The sequence below is a fragment of the Pseudomonas sp. SAR267 genome (assembly GCF_052077595.1).
In the GTDB taxonomy this organism is placed as follows: Bacteria; Pseudomonadota; Gammaproteobacteria; order Pseudomonadales; family Pseudomonadaceae; genus Aquipseudomonas; species Aquipseudomonas vlassakiae.
This window is the reverse complement of the sequence record NZ_JBQIHU010000001.1, coordinates 4,221,193-4,235,684: the sequence shown is the minus strand read 5'-3', so window position 1 is coordinate 4,235,684 and position 14,492 is coordinate 4,221,193. Positions and strand designations below refer to the sequence as shown.

At 63.5% G+C, this 14,492-nt stretch carries 13 protein-coding genes; 7 read left to right on the top strand and 6 right to left on the bottom strand.

What is annotated here, in order from left to right; translation table 11 throughout:
* The first annotated feature begins 3 nt into the window (after window positions 1–3).
* From ACTORR_RS19940 to ACTORR_RS19915, 6 genes are all read left to right on the top strand, one after another.
* Window positions 4–831: a M23 family metallopeptidase gene (locus ACTORR_RS19940; protein WP_054886228.1), complete on the top strand. Its 828-nt coding sequence runs from the start codon at window positions 4–6 to the stop codon at window positions 829–831.
* Between the two features lie 433 nt (window positions 832–1,264).
* On the top strand, window positions 1,265–2,938 hold the full coding sequence (gene leuA, locus ACTORR_RS19935; protein ID WP_099814337.1) for a 2-isopropylmalate synthase: 1,674 nt from the start codon (window positions 1,265–1,267) through the stop codon (window positions 2,936–2,938).
* Window positions 2,939–3,104: 166 nt separating this feature from the next.
* On the top strand, window positions 3,105–4,043 hold the full coding sequence (locus ACTORR_RS19930; RefSeq protein WP_313364531.1) for a DUF6384 family protein: 939 nt from the start codon (window positions 3,105–3,107) through the stop codon (window positions 4,041–4,043).
* A 4-nt stretch (window positions 4,044–4,047) separates the two neighbouring features.
* A complete protein-coding gene (locus ACTORR_RS19925) occupies window positions 4,048–5,445 on the top strand; it encodes a hypothetical protein (protein ID WP_313364532.1) in 1,398 nt (465 codons plus the stop codon).
* A gap of 36 nt (window positions 5,446–5,481) precedes the next feature.
* Window positions 5,482–6,624, top strand: a complete 1,143-nt coding sequence (locus ACTORR_RS19920; RefSeq protein WP_054886224.1) for a hypothetical protein — start codon at window positions 5,482–5,484, stop codon at window positions 6,622–6,624.
* Window positions 6,621–6,983: a DUF6384 family protein gene (locus tag ACTORR_RS19915; RefSeq protein WP_054886223.1), complete on the top strand. Its 363-nt coding sequence runs from the start codon at window positions 6,621–6,623 to the stop codon at window positions 6,981–6,983. Before ACTORR_RS19920 ends, ACTORR_RS19915 begins: the two co-directional genes overlap by 4 nt.
* Before the next feature lie 62 nt (window positions 6,984–7,045).
* On the opposite strand, the gene ACTORR_RS19910 is transcribed toward ACTORR_RS19915, so the two are convergent.
* Genes ACTORR_RS19910 through zwf form a run of 3 tightly spaced genes read right to left on the bottom strand, consistent with a single transcriptional unit; the run spans window position 7,046 to window position 9,913 of the window.
* Window positions 7,046–7,726 (bottom strand): bifunctional 4-hydroxy-2-oxoglutarate aldolase/2-dehydro-3-deoxy-phosphogluconate aldolase, encoded by a 681-nt coding sequence (locus ACTORR_RS19910; RefSeq protein ID WP_054886222.1) that lies wholly within the window; start codon window positions 7,724–7,726, stop codon window positions 7,046–7,048.
* A gap of 17 nt (window positions 7,727–7,743) precedes the next feature.
* A complete protein-coding gene (pgl, locus tag ACTORR_RS19905) occupies window positions 7,744–8,457 on the bottom strand; it encodes a 6-phosphogluconolactonase (protein ID WP_262109154.1) in 714 nt (237 codons plus the stop codon).
* On the bottom strand, window positions 8,444–9,913 hold the full coding sequence (gene zwf, locus ACTORR_RS19900; protein ID WP_054886220.1) for a glucose-6-phosphate dehydrogenase: 1,470 nt from the start codon (window positions 9,911–9,913) through the stop codon (window positions 8,444–8,446). The genes pgl and zwf overlap by 14 nt, the downstream gene beginning before the upstream one ends.
* Window positions 9,914–10,124: 211 nt before the next feature.
* Here zwf and hexR point away from each other — a divergent pair, with 211 nt between their 5' ends.
* Entirely contained in the window at window positions 10,125–10,988 is an 864-nt protein-coding gene (gene hexR, locus ACTORR_RS19895; RefSeq protein WP_176510233.1) for a DNA-binding transcriptional regulator HexR, read from the top strand.
* Here the strand turns inward: hexR and ACTORR_RS19890 are convergent.
* From ACTORR_RS19890 to ACTORR_RS19880, 3 genes are all read right to left on the bottom strand, one after another.
* Entirely contained in the window at window positions 10,981–11,835 is an 855-nt protein-coding gene (locus ACTORR_RS19890) for a D-hexose-6-phosphate mutarotase (protein WP_054886218.1), read from the bottom strand. The genes hexR and ACTORR_RS19890 overlap by 8 nt on opposite strands.
* A 117-nt stretch (window positions 11,836–11,952) precedes the next feature.
* Window positions 11,953–13,296 (bottom strand): carbohydrate porin, encoded by a 1,344-nt coding sequence (locus tag ACTORR_RS19885; protein ID WP_262109153.1) that lies wholly within the window; start codon window positions 13,294–13,296, stop codon window positions 11,953–11,955.
* Between the two features lie 41 nt (window positions 13,297–13,337).
* Window positions 13,338–14,492 (bottom strand): ABC transporter ATP-binding protein, encoded by a 1,155-nt coding sequence (locus ACTORR_RS19880; RefSeq protein WP_054886216.1) that lies wholly within the window; start codon window positions 14,490–14,492, stop codon window positions 13,338–13,340.

The following is a 14,492-nucleotide window of genomic DNA, read 5'->3' as shown; positions in this document are numbered from 1 at the left end:
CACATGCCCCGCCTGTTCGCGCCCCTGCTCGCCCTCTCCCTCATGCTGCTGGCCGCAGGCGCCCAGGCCAGCTACATCACCCGCACCCTGAACAAGCCCGTGCCGGGGGGCGTGGCGGTGGTCGACCTTGGCCCGGCGGCCACGGCGCCGAGCGCGCGCTTCGATGGCAAACCGGTGCTGGTGGTCAAGGAGCAGGACAACTGGCTGGCCATCGTCGGCATTCCGTTGACCCAGAAGCCCGGTACCGCCGTGTTGACCCAGGCCGGTCGCAGCCTGCCATTCAGCGTCGGCAGCAAGAAATACCCCGAACAGCACATCACCTTGAAGAACACCCGCCAGGTCAACCCGAACCCGGACGACCTTAAGCGCATCGACCGCGAGCTGGCTGAACAGATCAAGGCGTATCGCAGTTTCAGCCCGGTATTGCCGAGCAACCTGATCCTCGACAAACCGGTCAGCGGGCCGCTTTCGAGCAAGTTCGGCGTGCGTCGCTTCTTCAATGGCGAGGAACGCAACCCGCATGCCGGGCTGGACTTCGCCGTGCCGGCGGGAACACCGATCAAGACCCCCGCCAACGGCAAGGTGATCCTGGTGGGTGACTACTTCTTCAATGGCCGAACGGTGTTCGTCGACCATGGGCAAGGGTTCATCAGCATGTTCTGCCACATGTCGAAGATTGATGTTCAGCTTGGCCAGCAACTGCGCCGTGGCGACGTGGTCGGGCGCGTGGGCTCGACCGGGCGCGCCACCGGCCCGCACATGCACTGGAATGTCAGCCTGAACGATGCGCGGGTGGATCCGGCGATCTTCATTGGCGCGTTCCAGCCTTGAGCTCCGCGCCGCCTGCTTCGCGGGCATGCCCGCTCCCACAGGGTATCGCGCCGCTCCCGAAGGCTGCGCAATACCTGTGGGAGCGGGCGAGCCCGCGAAGGGGCCAGCACTGACACTCACACATTCCGCGTGTTGCGCCATGGAAAAATACTGCGCAAGCGTCAATAAGTACTCATAAACTTCCAGCTATAAAATCTCGCCATTGCGCTTTTTTTAAGCATTTCTCTCAATTTTTTTCCAACGCTTGCCATCCCCCAACCCACTGGTTAGGGTTGAGGGCATGAAAACCTTCAGCACCCTCATCCTGCTCCGACAACACCGCAGCCTCTGCCTGGTCAGCGCCCGACTACCAGGTTGATCGCATCGCCTCGCCTGTTCATCTCGTTATCGCTCGGCAGGCCCGATCTCGGCCGCACACAAAAGGATTGCTTCCATGACCATGCTCAAAGACCCATCGAAGAAATACCGCGCTTTCCCGACCATCGACCTGCCTGACCGTACCTGGCCGTCGAAGACCATCACCCAGGCGCCAATCTGGTGCAGTTCGGACCTGCGTGATGGCAACCAGTCGCTGATCGAGCCGATGGACTCGGAGAAGAAGCTGCGCTTCTGGAAGACCCTGGTGCAGGTCGGTGTGAAGGAAATCGAAGCCTCGTTCCCGTCGGCCTCGCAGACCGACTTCGACTTCGTGCGCATGCTCATCGAAGACGGCCACATCCCGGACGACACCACCATCCAGGTGCTCACCCAGGCCCGTGAAGACCTGATCGCCCGCACCTTCGAGTCGCTGCGCGGGGCGAAGAAGGCCATCGTCCACCTGTACAACGCCACCAGCCCGTCGTTCCGCCGCATCGTCTTCAACCAGGACAAGCAGGGCGTGAAGGACATCGCGGTGAACGCGGCCAAGCTGTTCGTCAAATATGCCGCCCAGCAGCCAGAAACCCAGTGGACCTTCCAATACTCGCCAGAAACCTTCAGCGCCACCGAGATGGAGTTCGCCAAGGAAGTCTGTGATGCGGTGATCGAGGTTTGGAACCCGACCCCCGAGCACAAGATCATCCTCAACCTGCCGGCCACCGTGGAAGTATCCACGCCGAACATCTACGCCGACCAGATCGAGTGGTTCTGCCGCAACGTCAGCCGGCGCGACAGCGTGATCATCAGCCTGCACTGCCACAACGACCGTGGCACCGGCATCGCCGCCACCGAGCTGGGCCTGATGGCCGGCGCCGACCGTGCCGAAGGCTGCCTGTTCGGCAACGGCGAACGTACCGGTAACGTTGACCTGGTGACCCTGGCGCTGAACCTCTACACCCAAGGCATCGACCCGCTGCTGGACTTCTCCGACATCGACGGCGTGCGCAAGGTGGTCGAAGAGTGCAACCAGCTGCCAGTACACCCACGCCACCCGTACGTCGGCGACCTGGTCCACACCGCATTCTCTGGCTCGCACCAGGACGCCATCCGCAAGGGCTTCGCCAAGCAGCAGGAAGGCGAGCTGTGGGAAGTGCCATACCTGCCGATCGACCCGGCCGACATCGGCCGCAGCTACGAGGCGGTGATCCGCGTCAACAGCCAGTCGGGCAAAGGCGGCATCACCTACCTGCTCGAGCAGGAATACGGCATCAGCCTGCCACGTCGCATGCAGATCGAGTTCAGCCAAGTGGTGCAAGGTGAAACCGACCGCCTGGGCCTGGAAATGACCGCCCAGCAGATCTACAGCCTGCTGCACAAGGAATACCTCCAGGCCAATGCCCCCTACGCACTGGTCAGCCACCGCCTGCAGGAAGAAAACGGCCACAGCGCAGTGGAAGTGGAAGTCGCCGGTGAAGGCGAAACCACCCTGCACTGGCGCGGCAAGGGCAACGGCGCCCTGGAAGCCCTGGTCGCCGGCTTGCCGGTATCGGTGGAGATCATGGACTACAACGAGCACGCCATCGGTGCCGGTACCAACGCCAAGGCGGCGGCCTACATCGAACTGCGCGTGGCCGGCGGCCGTCCGGTGCACGGCGTGGGTATCGACGAGAACATCACCACTGCCAGTTTCAAGGCCCTGTTCAGCGCACTGAACCGCTCGCTGAGCCAGCAGGAAGCCAAGGCCGCATAAGCAGCCCCCGGCAAACCAGGCCCGCATCCTCGATGCGGGCTTTTTTTTGCCTGTTTGCCAGCGTCCAGAGGCTGGCCACTGTTTTGCCTTGCGGTTTGGGTATACTGCGCCAGCCCTCTTCAACTCATGCAAGGAGCACCATGAGCCGCCGCCAGGAATGTACCCGATGAGCGTCCCGCTGAGCGAACAGATCGGGGCCATGGGCCTCGTCGACCAGCTGCGTCATCGCGAGATGGAAATCCAGGAACACCTGGACCTGCCCCGGCGTCGCGCCGAAGTGGCCGAGCGGATCCGCAGCTATTACCAGAACAATGGCATCGCCTTCGAAGACGCGACGATCGAAGAAGGCGTACGCCTGTTCTTCTCGCGCCGCCTGGTGTTCGAGGCCCCCACGCTGAACCTGGCCCAGCGCCTGCTGGTACGCCTGAACATGGCGCGCGGCACGCTGCTGAAGATCACCGCAATCGGCGCCGTGACAGTGGCCCTGCTGCTGGGCCTGAACTGGTCAGAGAACATCCGCGCGCAAAGAGAAACCGCGCAATTGGCAACGCACAGCCAGGCCCTGCTGCACCGGCAACAACATATGCTTGAGCGCCTGAAGGCAGTGACACTGCCCGCTGAGGATCGCCAGGCTCTGACGGGCTGGGCCGTACAGGCCGGGAAAGACATCGCCAGCCAGAAGTTCAAAGTGGCAGAAAACACGCTCGGTGTGCTGGATGACTACCTGGACTACGCCGCCGAGCCTCTGACCCTCTCACTGGTCGACCGCCCCGGCGTCAAGTCCGGCGTGGAACGCTGCTACGAAGCGGCCGGCTGCAGCGCGAACAGCCTGCGAGGCAAAAGCTGGTACCTGATCGTCGAGGCCCTGGACGCCACCGGCAAGCCAACCCAGGTGCCAGTGACCAGCGTCGAGGACGGCAAGACCCGCTGGGCCGACCAGTTCGGCGTGCGGGTCAGCCATGACGAGTACCAGAAGCTGCGCCAGGACAAGCTTGACGATGGCCATATCAGCCAACGGGTCATCGGCGACAAGCCCGCCAACACCCTGGCCCTGCGCTTTACCCAGCGCACCAGCTCAAACCCCGACATGATCCTGCAATGGTGACGCCATGACCCCGACCGCCCTCGCCAAAGCACTTGAGAAGAACTCGCGCCAGGCCGAAAAGCACCTGCGCCAGGCCGAGGAGGCCTTGTATGCCGAGGCCGACCAGGAAACCCGACTCGAACACCTGATCGCGTCGAAACTGAGCGAAATCGCCGGCCTGCACCTGGAAGCCAACCCCGCGCAAGACCAACACACCCGGCAACTGCTCGAACAGCGTGAGCTGGAGCGTACGGCACTCGGCCAGCAACTCGAGCAGGTCGAACGGTCCATCGCCAGCAGCCTGGCGAAACAGCAGGCAATACGCCAGAACCTCGGCCAGCTGGATGCCAAGGCCCAGGCCCTGCTGGAACAGGACCCGGCACATCGCCGTTTGCTCGAGCAGCTGGACGCCGCCGACCTGGCCGAACGGCAAGCCCAGGCCGGCTACACGGAAATCCGTGACGAATGCGCCAGCAAGCTGCAAGTCTACGCCACCCACCCCCTCTACTGCTTCCTCAAGGCACGCCAGTACGGTACCGAGCAGTACCGCCCCAAGCTTTTCCAGCGTGCACTGGACGACTACCTGGCCCGCAAGGTGGACTTTCGCGTCAACCACGCCAACGAGCAGATCCTCCTGGCCATGCAAGCCCGCAACGAGACCCTTGCCCAGACCCTCGGCGAGGCGCGCCAGCAGTTGCATGCACAACACCAGCAACAACTGGACAAGGCGCGCGAGAGCCTCGGCATGCAGGCGTCGATGACCCAGGAGCAAGACCTCGACACGTTGCTTGGCGAGGCCAAGGCCCAGGCCAGTGCGCTGCATGCGCAGCTGGCCGCCTTCAACGAGCAGCGTGACCCGCACCTGCAGCAGCTGCGCCAGGCGATCGCCAAGCGGCTCAAGGAGCGGCCTCTGGCCGAACTGATCGTCGAGGCAGCCAAGACCCCTGACCAGCGTGACGATGTACTGGTCGGCGATCTGCAATTGCTGCACGCCCGCCTGCGGGAACTGCAGCAGCGCCTGAGCGCCGCACGCGACGAGGCCGCCGACCAGCGCCGCCTCTACGAGCGCGCCAAGACCCTCGAGTACGCACTGCGTGACGACCATTACCGCGATCCGAGTAACGAATACGAGCTGCCCCAGCCAATCGAGCAGGTGCTGGCGGGCTATATGCAAGGCCAGTTCGACACGTACGCCGTGCAGAAGCTCCTCGACGAAAACCGCCAGTATGTGCCGCTGCACCGCCGCGGCGATGCCAGGAACCACCAGTGGGGCAGCGCATCGATTTATACCTCGGGCGACTTCGCTGGTTCGCGCAGCTCGTCCGGTAGTACTTTCCACACCTCGAGCAGTTCAGGTGGCGGGGGGTTCAAAACCACCCACAGCTCAGGTGGCGGCGGCTTCCGCACTACCGACAGTTTCTGACGCACTCCCCAGACAACCACTCAGGCAAGGACACCCATGAGCCAATACCTCCAACGCGCCCTCGACGGCCTGCGCCAACTCGGTATCTCCTTCAGCCAGCCGACCCAACCGGCCCCGGTGCTGGTACTGCTGGACAAGGTCGCGCACTACGACGAACAACGCGTCACCGGCATTGCCGCAGTGCTGCAACAGGCGACGCTGTTCAACCAGACCGTGCGCGAACAGATCGCCGGCATGGACATCTCGCACCGCTACATGAACATCACCGACAGCTTCACCTCGATCCGCGAGGATGCAGCCGCGATGGCCTCGTGGATGGACGACGGGCGCCTGGACACCGTCGAACGCCTGAAGATGGCCTGGATGAACATGCGCCGCGGCTCTATCCCGAGCCGTTTCGAGGACATCCGCAAACATTACCTGGACGTGTGCGAAGCCGCCAGTGACCAGATCACCCGGGAAGGCCTGATCCTTGAGTCGTACATGGACTTCCGCCTGGCCATGAAGACTGCCGAGGTCGACGCCCAGCAGGTGCTGACCCTCGCCGGGCAGTCGCTGCAGCAGCGCACCCAGGCCCTGGATGCCGCCAACGCCGCCGTGGCCGCCGCCGAAGGGCAGGAACCGGCCCAGCGCGCAGCCCTTGAGCTGGCCCGCGACGAGGCGGTACGCGCGCTGCAGAACGAAGACAAGAGCTACCAGATCGTCAAGGACATCGCCGACGACCTGCGGGTCGGCTACAACACCGCCGAAATGGTGTTCGCCCGCATCAGCCAGGTGCACGTGGTCAAGGAGCGCCAGTACCAGCGCATGATCTCGTTCTTCTCCACCAACGAAGTGGTGCTCACCAGCCTGGCCGTGTCGTTCACCGCCAACCAGGGCATGGCCGAGGCCACCCACACTCTCAACGCCACCACTGCCGGCATCAACAAGGGCCTCGAGGCCTTGGGCGAGCTGGGCAACAAGCAGCTCGGCGCAGCGATGAAAGCCAGCTATGGCTCGACCCTGCGGGTCGAATCGGTACGCGCGCTGGCCCAGGCCACCCTGGACTTCCAGAACGACATGAAAGGCCTGACCGAGACCTACCGTGCCGAGTCGACCAAGGCCGCGCAGGACATCGCCACGGCCGTCGAAGACGCCAAACGCGCCTTCTCCAACCTGCTGACCAAGGCCGCGCAGTGAAGCAAGGCTCGCTCAGCGAACAGATGGGGGCCATGGCCCTCGTCGATCAGCTGCGCCTGCAGCAACGGCAGGTGCAGGATCACCTGGACCTGCCGCGCCGTCGCGAAGAAGTGGCGCAACGTATCCGCACTTATTACCAGGCCCAGGGCATCGCCTGCGACGACGCTGTGATCGACCAGGGGGTACGGGCTTTCTTCGCCGAGCGCCTGGTGTTCAAGGCACCCGAGCTGTCTCGCCAGAGCCGCTCATGGTGCTGGCTGATCACGCGCCAGGGACGTATCGCGGTATTGCTGTTCCGTGCCTTGCTACTCATCGGCACCTTCGCCCTGGTGGCGAAGCTCGAAGCAGTGACCCGCTAGCGGGCGGCAAAAAAAAGGGGCGCCGACCAAGCGCCCCATAAGCCGTAAAGCACACAACAGATTCAGTTGGCGTCCAGCAGTGCCATCGCCTCGGCGCTGCACGCCTCGATACGCGCCCAGTCGCCGTTCTTGATCCAGCTGCTGTCGAGCATCCAGGTACCCCCCACGCACATCACATTGCCCAGTGCCATGTAATTGCGCACGTTGGCCGGGTTCACACCGCCAGTCGGGCAGAAACGAATGTCGCCGAACGGGCCGGCGAAGGCCTTGATCGCCGCCACACCGCCGCTGATTTCCGCCGGGAACAGCTTGAAGCGGCGATAGCCCAGGGCATAGCCCATCATGATCTCGGATGGCGTGCTGATGCCTGGCAGCAGCGGGATCTCGCTATCGACACCGGCTTCGAGAATGTCCTGGGTGATGCCCGGCGTGACGACGAACTGCGCGCCAGCGGCTTCCACCGCCGCGAACATGCTGCGATCGAGCACAGTGCCGGCGCCGACGCACAGCTCCGGGCGCTGCTCACGCAGCACCTGGATAGCCTTCAGGCCATGCTGCGAACGCAAGGTCACCTCCAGGGTGCGGATACCGCCCGCAGCCAGGGCGTCAGCCAATGGCAGGATGTCTTGCTCACGGGCAATGGTGATTACCGGGAGGATGCGCGCCTGTTCGCAGATGGCATCGATCCGGGCGGCTTTATCCGCCATCGAAAGCTTGGGCTGTGGGCGTTCAAGGGTGGTCATGACTGTGGATCCTTGGCTCATGGGCACCAGTAGATGTCCAGGGGGTCGTGAAGAAAGGCGCGAATCGGCATTTCGGAAAGGTCGTTGCCCGCCAGCGCGGCGCGCAGGGTAGCGAGTTTGCCCGGGCCTTGCACGGACAGCGCGATGAATGCCGCACTGGCCAGCAGCGAGCGCGTCATCGACAGGCGCTGGTGCGGCACGCTCGGGGCCAGCATCGGCAGGCAGCGGCGCTTGCTATTCAGCGCCAGGCCTTCGGCAAGGTTGGGGCTGTCGGGGAACAGCGAGGCGGTATGGCCATCGTCCCCCATGCCCAGCACCAGCACATCGATCGGCGGCAGTTCTGCCAGGGCCTGATCGGCGCTCACCGCGGCCGCCTCGAGGCTACCGGCCTGCCGATAGAGCCCGACGAAGCGGGCCTTGGCGGCAGCGCCCTTGAACAGGTGGCGGGCCAGCAGCCCGGCATTGCTGTCGGCGTGCTCCACCGGCACCCAGCGCTCGTCGGCCAGGCTGACGGTGACCTTGGTCCAGTCCAGCGGCTCAACGGCCAACCTTTCGAGGAAGGGCACCGGGCTGCGACCGCCAGACAACACCACGCAGGCTTGCCCCTTGGCGGCAATGGCTGCACGCAGGCGTTCGGCCACGTCATGGGCCAAGGTAGCGCAGAGCGCCTTGGCTTCAGGCAGGTCGTGCGCCCGCACCGCTGCAGGCAGTTTCAATTCAGATATCGCCATACCACGCCCTCCCATCACGCGTGATCAATGCAATCGAGCTCATCGGCCCCCAGGAACCCGCCGCGTAAGGCTTGGGCGCATCGCCCGCGTTACGCCAGCCGGCGATCAACTGGTCACACCACTTCCAGGCGTACTCGATCTCGTCCTTGCGCACGAACAGGTTCTGGTTGCCCCGCATCACTTCGAGCAGCAAGCGCTCGTAGGCATCCGGGATCCGCGAACTGCGCCAGGTATCGGAAAAATTCAGTTGCAGCGGGCCACTGCGCAGTTGCATGCCCTTGTCCAGGCCCTGCTCCTTGGTCATCACCCGCAAGGATATGCCTTCGTCCGGTTGCAGGCGGATGATCAGCTTGTTACCGATCTGCAAACGCTGTTCCGGGGCGAAGATGTAGTGCGGGGTTTCCTTGAAGTGGATGACGATCTGCGACAGCTTCTGCGGCATGCGCTTGCCGGTGCGCAGGTAGAACGGCACACCCGACCAGCGCCAGTTGCGGATGTCGGCACGCAGGGCGACGAAGGTTTCGGTGTCGCTCTGCGCGTTGGAGTTGTCTTCCTCCAGGTAGCCAGGCACCGGCTTGCCATCGCTGTAGCCGGCGATGTACTGGCCGCGCACCACGCGGGTGCTCAACCCTTCCCCGGTGATTGGCGCCAGCGCCTTGAGTACCTTGACCTTTTCGTCACGGATGCTGTCGGCCGACAACTCGCTGGGCGGGTCCATGGCAATCAGGCAGAGCAGCTGCAGCAAGTGGTTCTGGATCATGTCGCGCAGCTGGCCGGCCTTGTCGAAATAGCCCCAGCGGCCCTCGATGCCGACCTTCTCGGCCACGGTGATCTCCACATGGGAGATGGAGTTCTGGTTCCACTGGGTTTCGAACAGACTGTTGGCAAAACGCAGGGCGATCAGGTTCTGCACGGTCTCCTTGCCCAGGTAGTGGTCGATGCGATAGACGCGGCCTTCCGGGAAGAAGCGCGCCACGGCATCGTTGACCCGCCGCGACGACTCCAGGTCATGGCCGATGGGTTTCTCCAGCACCACCCGCGTGCGTGGCGCCAGGCCGGCCTTGTCGAGGTTCTCGCAGATCGCGCCGTAGACCGCCGCCGCGGTGGCGAAGTAGGCGATCAGCGGCTGCTCGCCGGTCAGTTGTTCGGCCAGGGCCTGGTAGCCTTCGGGCTGCAGGAAGTCCAGGTGCTGGTAGCGCAGGCGGCCAAGGAAGCGCGCCAATGCAGCGGGCTCGATGTCAGCCTCGGGCACATGCCGGCGCAGGTGCGCTTCGATGGTGTTCAGGTGATCTTCGGCACTTCCGGCCTCGCGGGCCAGCGCCAACAGACGGGTGTCGGCGTGCAGGAGGTTGGCACGGTCGAGCTGGTAGAGCGCAGGAAACAGCTTGCGCAAGGCCAGGTCGCCGAGTGCGCCAAACAGGGCAAAGGTGCAAGGTTCGACACTGATCGCAGCCATGATGTTGGTTCTTTCCTAAAGTTGGTCTAGGAATACCGCTTTCACACACGGTTTTCAAGGGATAATGTAGTAAAAACCACAACATTACACTCAAACGTTAGAGACAAGTGGTACGTCAATCGCGCCGACAGTACGATAGACGACCGTGCAAAAAGCCTGCTGCTCCCACAGCCGGCTGTCTTCCCGACCCAAGGACACACCCATGGACCGCGTGCGAAACCTCCTGGAACAGATCCAGGGACGCCTCGACGAGCTGAACAAGGCCGAACGCAAAGTCGCCGAAGTCATCCTGCTCAACCCGCAACAAGCCACCCGCTTCAGCATCGCCGCGCTGGCCCAGGCGGCCAAGGTCAGCGAACCGACCGTCAACCGCTTCTGCCGTTCGTTCGGCGTCAGCGGCTACCCGGAGCTCAAGCTGCAACTGGCGCAGAGCCTGGCCAGCGGTGCAGCTTACGTAAGCCGCGCAGTGGAAGCCGACGATGACCCGGCAGCCTACACCCAGAAGATCTTCGGCAGTGCCATCGCCTCGCTTGACAGCGCCTGCCAGCAACTGGACCCGCAACAGGTCAGCCGTGCCGTGGACATGATGATCCAGGCCCGGCAGATCCACTTCTTCGGCCTCGGCGCCTCGGCACCGGTGGCGCTCGATGCCCAGCACAAGTTCTTCCGCTTCAACCTCGCGGTATCGGCCCATGCCGATGTCCTGATGCAACGCATGCTGGCCTCGGTGGCACACACTGGCGACCTGTTCGTGATCATCTCCTACACCGGGCGCACCCGCGAACTGGTCGATGTGGCACGCCTGGCCCGGGAAAACGGCGCCTCGGTGCTCGGCCTGACGGCTGCCGGCTCGCCGCTGGCCCAGGCCTGCAGCCTGAGCCTGCACATTCCGCTGCCGGAGGACACTGACATCTACATGCCGATGACCTCGCGGATCATCCAGCTGACCGTGCTCGACGTGCTGGCTACCGGTATGACCCTGCGCCGCGGTGTGGACTTCCAGCCGCACCTGCGCAAGATCAAGGAAAGCCTCAACGCCAGCCGCTACCCGATCGAGGACGACGAACTCAACTGAGCCGGTGCGCCTGCAACCGCAGGTGTGCACGCTGCCCCGGTGCCAGGCTCAGGCCCTCACCACTGCCACTGGCCGCCTCGACACAGACGAAGCCCTGGCATTCACGGCCGCTGACGCCCATCAGCGGCCGGTTGCCCGGGTGCCAGACCACGGTGTCGTCGCTGTCGCCCGTATCAATGCACAGTTCACGCTCCCAGGCCGGGTCCTGCAGCTGCACCCTTGGCGTACCCGGGTAAACCTTCTGGCAGCCGCCCTTGAGCTTGAGCGCGCCGCCTTCACGGCAGGCCTGGCGACTCAGGCGGTCATAGCCTTCGATATCCTCAAGCCCAGACAGCGCTATCTCGGAAACGTCACTGATGCGCCAGTAGGCCAGCAGCGCATGACTCAGCTGGCAAGGTTCGCTGTCCTGATGCTCGGTGCTCAGGCTCAGTTCCATACGGCTGCCAAGCCTGGCGTGCAGGTCCACCTGCCAATCGCACAGGTCCAGCCGCCACTTCAGGCTGACGCCCTCCTCGTCTTCACGGCTGTCCACCAGTTTCCAGTCCAGCAAGCGCGCCCAGCCATGGGCAGGCCACAGGTCTTCACTGGGGTGACGGCCATACCAGGGCCAGCACACCGGCACTCCACCGCGAATCGCGCCCACTTGCGGCCATTGCTCGGCGCACCACAGCCAGGGCCGCTCGCCGCTCGGCTGGAAGTGCAGCAGTTGCGCGCCCTGGCGGCTGAACACCGCCTGGCAACGGGGATGGTCGATGATCAGCACATCGCGCTGCTGGTAACGCTCCCACTCGAACGTCGGCCGGGGCCGCTGCGAGGAAAAGAAGCGATGTAGCGGATGTTCGGGCATGGTTCCAAGCTCTTGTTGTTTGAGATAGCGCTGTCTCGGCCTGTTCCCGACAACCACTGCAAGCCAGTGGGTGCCGGGAGCCGAATTTGGATTGGCGTAAATTTACAACAAGTATGCTTAGAAAGACGACTGAATCTTCAAACCTGCGACCAGCGCGTTGTCCACTTCGTCCACAGCGCCCGGGCTCTTGATGTACTGCAGGTTGGGCCGTACGGTCAGCCAGTTGGTGACATGGAAGCCGTAGTAGAGCTCGGCGTTGTATTCGGTGCGCTGCAGCGGCACGAAGCCTGGGTTGTCGTAATCATCGATACCGCTCTGGGTGTTGAGCAGTTCGGCGCGCTTCTTGACGTCGTCATTTACGTGGATACGCGCCACGCCGAAACCGATATCGTCCTTGGGCCGAGCGTCGAAGGCACCTTTGTAGACCAGGCCGACCTGCTGGTAGTTGTCGACCACGTTGGTGGCCTTGTCATGCACGGTGAAGTTGGCGAACAGGCTCAGGCCACGGTTGATGTCGCCGCCATGGGCGGTGACCTGCTGCTGCGCCACTACCCACCAGCCGTGCTTGCTCGAGTGCGACTTGAAGGCCTCGCCGGTAACCGCCTGCGGGTTGCCGTTGACATCTTCGAACACGTCGTCGGCCTTGGCCGTGCTGTAGTAATAACCCAGGCGGTACTCGCCCGGCAGGCCATTGACCTTGGGTGACCAGACCATCTCCACCGGCAGGATCGCGCCTTTGGTGCCGCTGCCGCTGAGCTTGAAGCCGTTGCCGGTCTCCAGGTTGGACGGGTTCTGTTCGAAGGCACCGACCTGGACGAAAAATTCCGGGGTGATGTTGTACTTCACCCGTAGCGCCCACTGGCTGACTGGCCAGTTGTACCAGATACCGCCGACCCAGTTGCCCACTTGCGAACCGCAGAAGGCCAGGTTCTGGAAGTCGCAAGGGAAGCTGTTGAAGTCCTCGCCCTCACCGAAACGGCCAACTTTGACGTCCAGCGCGCCGTCGAAGTACTTCTGCTTGACCCACATCTGTGTAAGCCGCCAGGTCTGGCCACGGCCCCACACTTCCTGCACCGAGCTGAACTGCCCGGCACGCGGGTCGCTGATGCGGTCGTTGGACAGGTTGCGGCCACTGCGCTCAGTGATCGCCAGCTTGAATTCGGCATCGTGCCAGCCGAGGATCTTCTGCAGGTCCAGGTGTGCGCCAAGGGCGAACTGGTCGCTGTAGCGCGCGGTCTTGTCGTCGTTGTAGCCGCCATGCAGGTTGCCGGCCACCTCGCCGACATAGTCGAGGGTGAAGTCATAGCCCTTGTCCAGCAGCTCGGTGCGGGCGCCGCCCCAGTCGCCGGTCATCCATTTCGACTCGCTGGAGAATGCCTCGGCAGCCTGCACCCCGCTGCTGCCAACCACGGCGAGCAGGGCCAGTGAACCCAATGTGCTGATGCGATTGCGCTGTTCCATCCCTTTGCGTCCTCTTTTTTCTTATTGACGGTGTAGACGAGTTATCGGCCCTTGAAGTGAGCCACGTTGTCCTTTACGGCGGTATGACTGCTGGCCAGGTGCAAACGCTCGCCGCTGTCGGCGTCGAACAGCAGCACCCGAGCCGGGTCGAACTGCAGATCCAGGCTGTCGCCTACCCGGCAGGCAATGTCCGGCGCCAGGCGACAGCAGACCTTGGTCTGGTTGAAGGTAACGAACACCAGCAGGTCCGGCCCGGTGGGCTCGGTCACCTGCACTTCGGCGCGGATACCCGGCAGGCCATTGCCCTCGCCTGCGCCCAAGGCAATCTGTTCGGGGCGAATGCCGAGGATGATCTCGCGACCGTCGAGGTCATCATTGGCCGGCCCCAACGGCAGTTCGCAGCGGGCCTGGCCGCTGTCGAGCACCGCCAACAGGCGCCCGTCCTGTTTGGTCAGGCGTACCGGAATGAAGTTCATCGGCGGCGAACCGATGAAGCTGGCGACGAACTGGTTGGCCGGGTCGTTGTAGATCTGCTGTGGGGTGCCGAACTGCTGGATGATGCCGTCCTTCATCACCGCCACCTTGTCGCCCAGGGTCATGGCCTCGATCTGGTCGTGGGTGACATACACCGTGGTGGTCTTCAGGCGCTGGTGCATCAGTTTCATTTCAGTGCGCATCTCGACCCGCAGCTTGGCATCGAGGTTGGACAGCGGTTCGTCGAACAGGTAGATCTTCGGTCGCCGCGCCAGCGCCCGGCCCATGGCCACACGCTGTTGCTGGCCACCTGACAGTTGTGCCGGCTTGCGCGCGAGCAGGTGCTCGATCTGCAGCAACTTGGCCACCCGCGCCACCTCTTCGTCGATGGCGGCCTGCGGCATCTTGCGAATCTTCAGGCCGAATTCGATGTTCTCGCGCACGCTCATGGTCGGGTACAGCGCATAGGACTGGAACACCATGGCGATGTCGCGATCCTTGGGGCTCATGCCGCTGACGTCCTGATCATCGATGAGGATCGCCCCGCCGGTGATGTTTTCCAGGCCGGCGATGCAGTTCATCAGGGTCGACTTGCCGCAGCCAGAGGGGCCGACCAGGATCAGGAACTCGCCATCCTTGATCGACAGCTGGATGTCCTTGAGTGTGTCTGGCAGGCCGCTGCCGTAGGTCTTGTTCACATTGCGAAGTTCGAGCGTTGCCAT

Bases quoted from the DNA above. Each gene is read 5' to 3' on its own strand.
- ACTORR_RS19890 (WP_054886218.1), bottom strand. From the start codon at position 11,835: ATGCCCGAACATCCGCTACATCGCTTCTTTTCCTCGCAGCGGCCCCGG.
- ACTORR_RS19920 (WP_054886224.1), top strand. From the start codon at position 5,482: ATGAGCCAATACCTCCAACGCGCCCTCGACGGCCTGCGCCAACTCGGT.
- ACTORR_RS19910 (WP_054886222.1), bottom strand. From the start codon at position 7,726: ATGACCACCCTTGAACGCCCACAGCCCAAGCTTTCGATGGCGGATAAA.
- ACTORR_RS19925 (WP_313364532.1), top strand. From the start codon at position 4,048: ATGACCCCGACCGCCCTCGCCAAAGCACTTGAGAAGAACTCGCGCCAG.
- ACTORR_RS19885 (WP_262109153.1), bottom strand. From the start codon at position 13,296: ATGGAACAGCGCAATCGCATCAGCACATTGGGTTCACTGGCCCTGCTC.
- pgl (WP_262109154.1), bottom strand. From the start codon at position 8,457: ATGGCGATATCTGAATTGAAACTGCCTGCAGCGGTGCGGGCGCACGAC.
- ACTORR_RS19930 (WP_313364531.1), top strand. From the start codon at position 3,105: ATGAGCGTCCCGCTGAGCGAACAGATCGGGGCCATGGGCCTCGTCGAC.
- ACTORR_RS19940 (WP_054886228.1), top strand. From the start codon at position 4: ATGCCCCGCCTGTTCGCGCCCCTGCTCGCCCTCTCCCTCATGCTGCTG.
- ACTORR_RS19880 (WP_054886216.1), bottom strand. From the start codon at position 14,492: ATGGCAACGCTCGAACTTCGCAATGTGAACAAGACCTACGGCAGCGGC.
- zwf (WP_054886220.1), bottom strand. From the start codon at position 9,913: ATGGCTGCGATCAGTGTCGAACCTTGCACCTTTGCCCTGTTTGGCGCA.
- leuA (WP_099814337.1), top strand. From the start codon at position 1,265: ATGACCATGCTCAAAGACCCATCGAAGAAATACCGCGCTTTCCCGACC.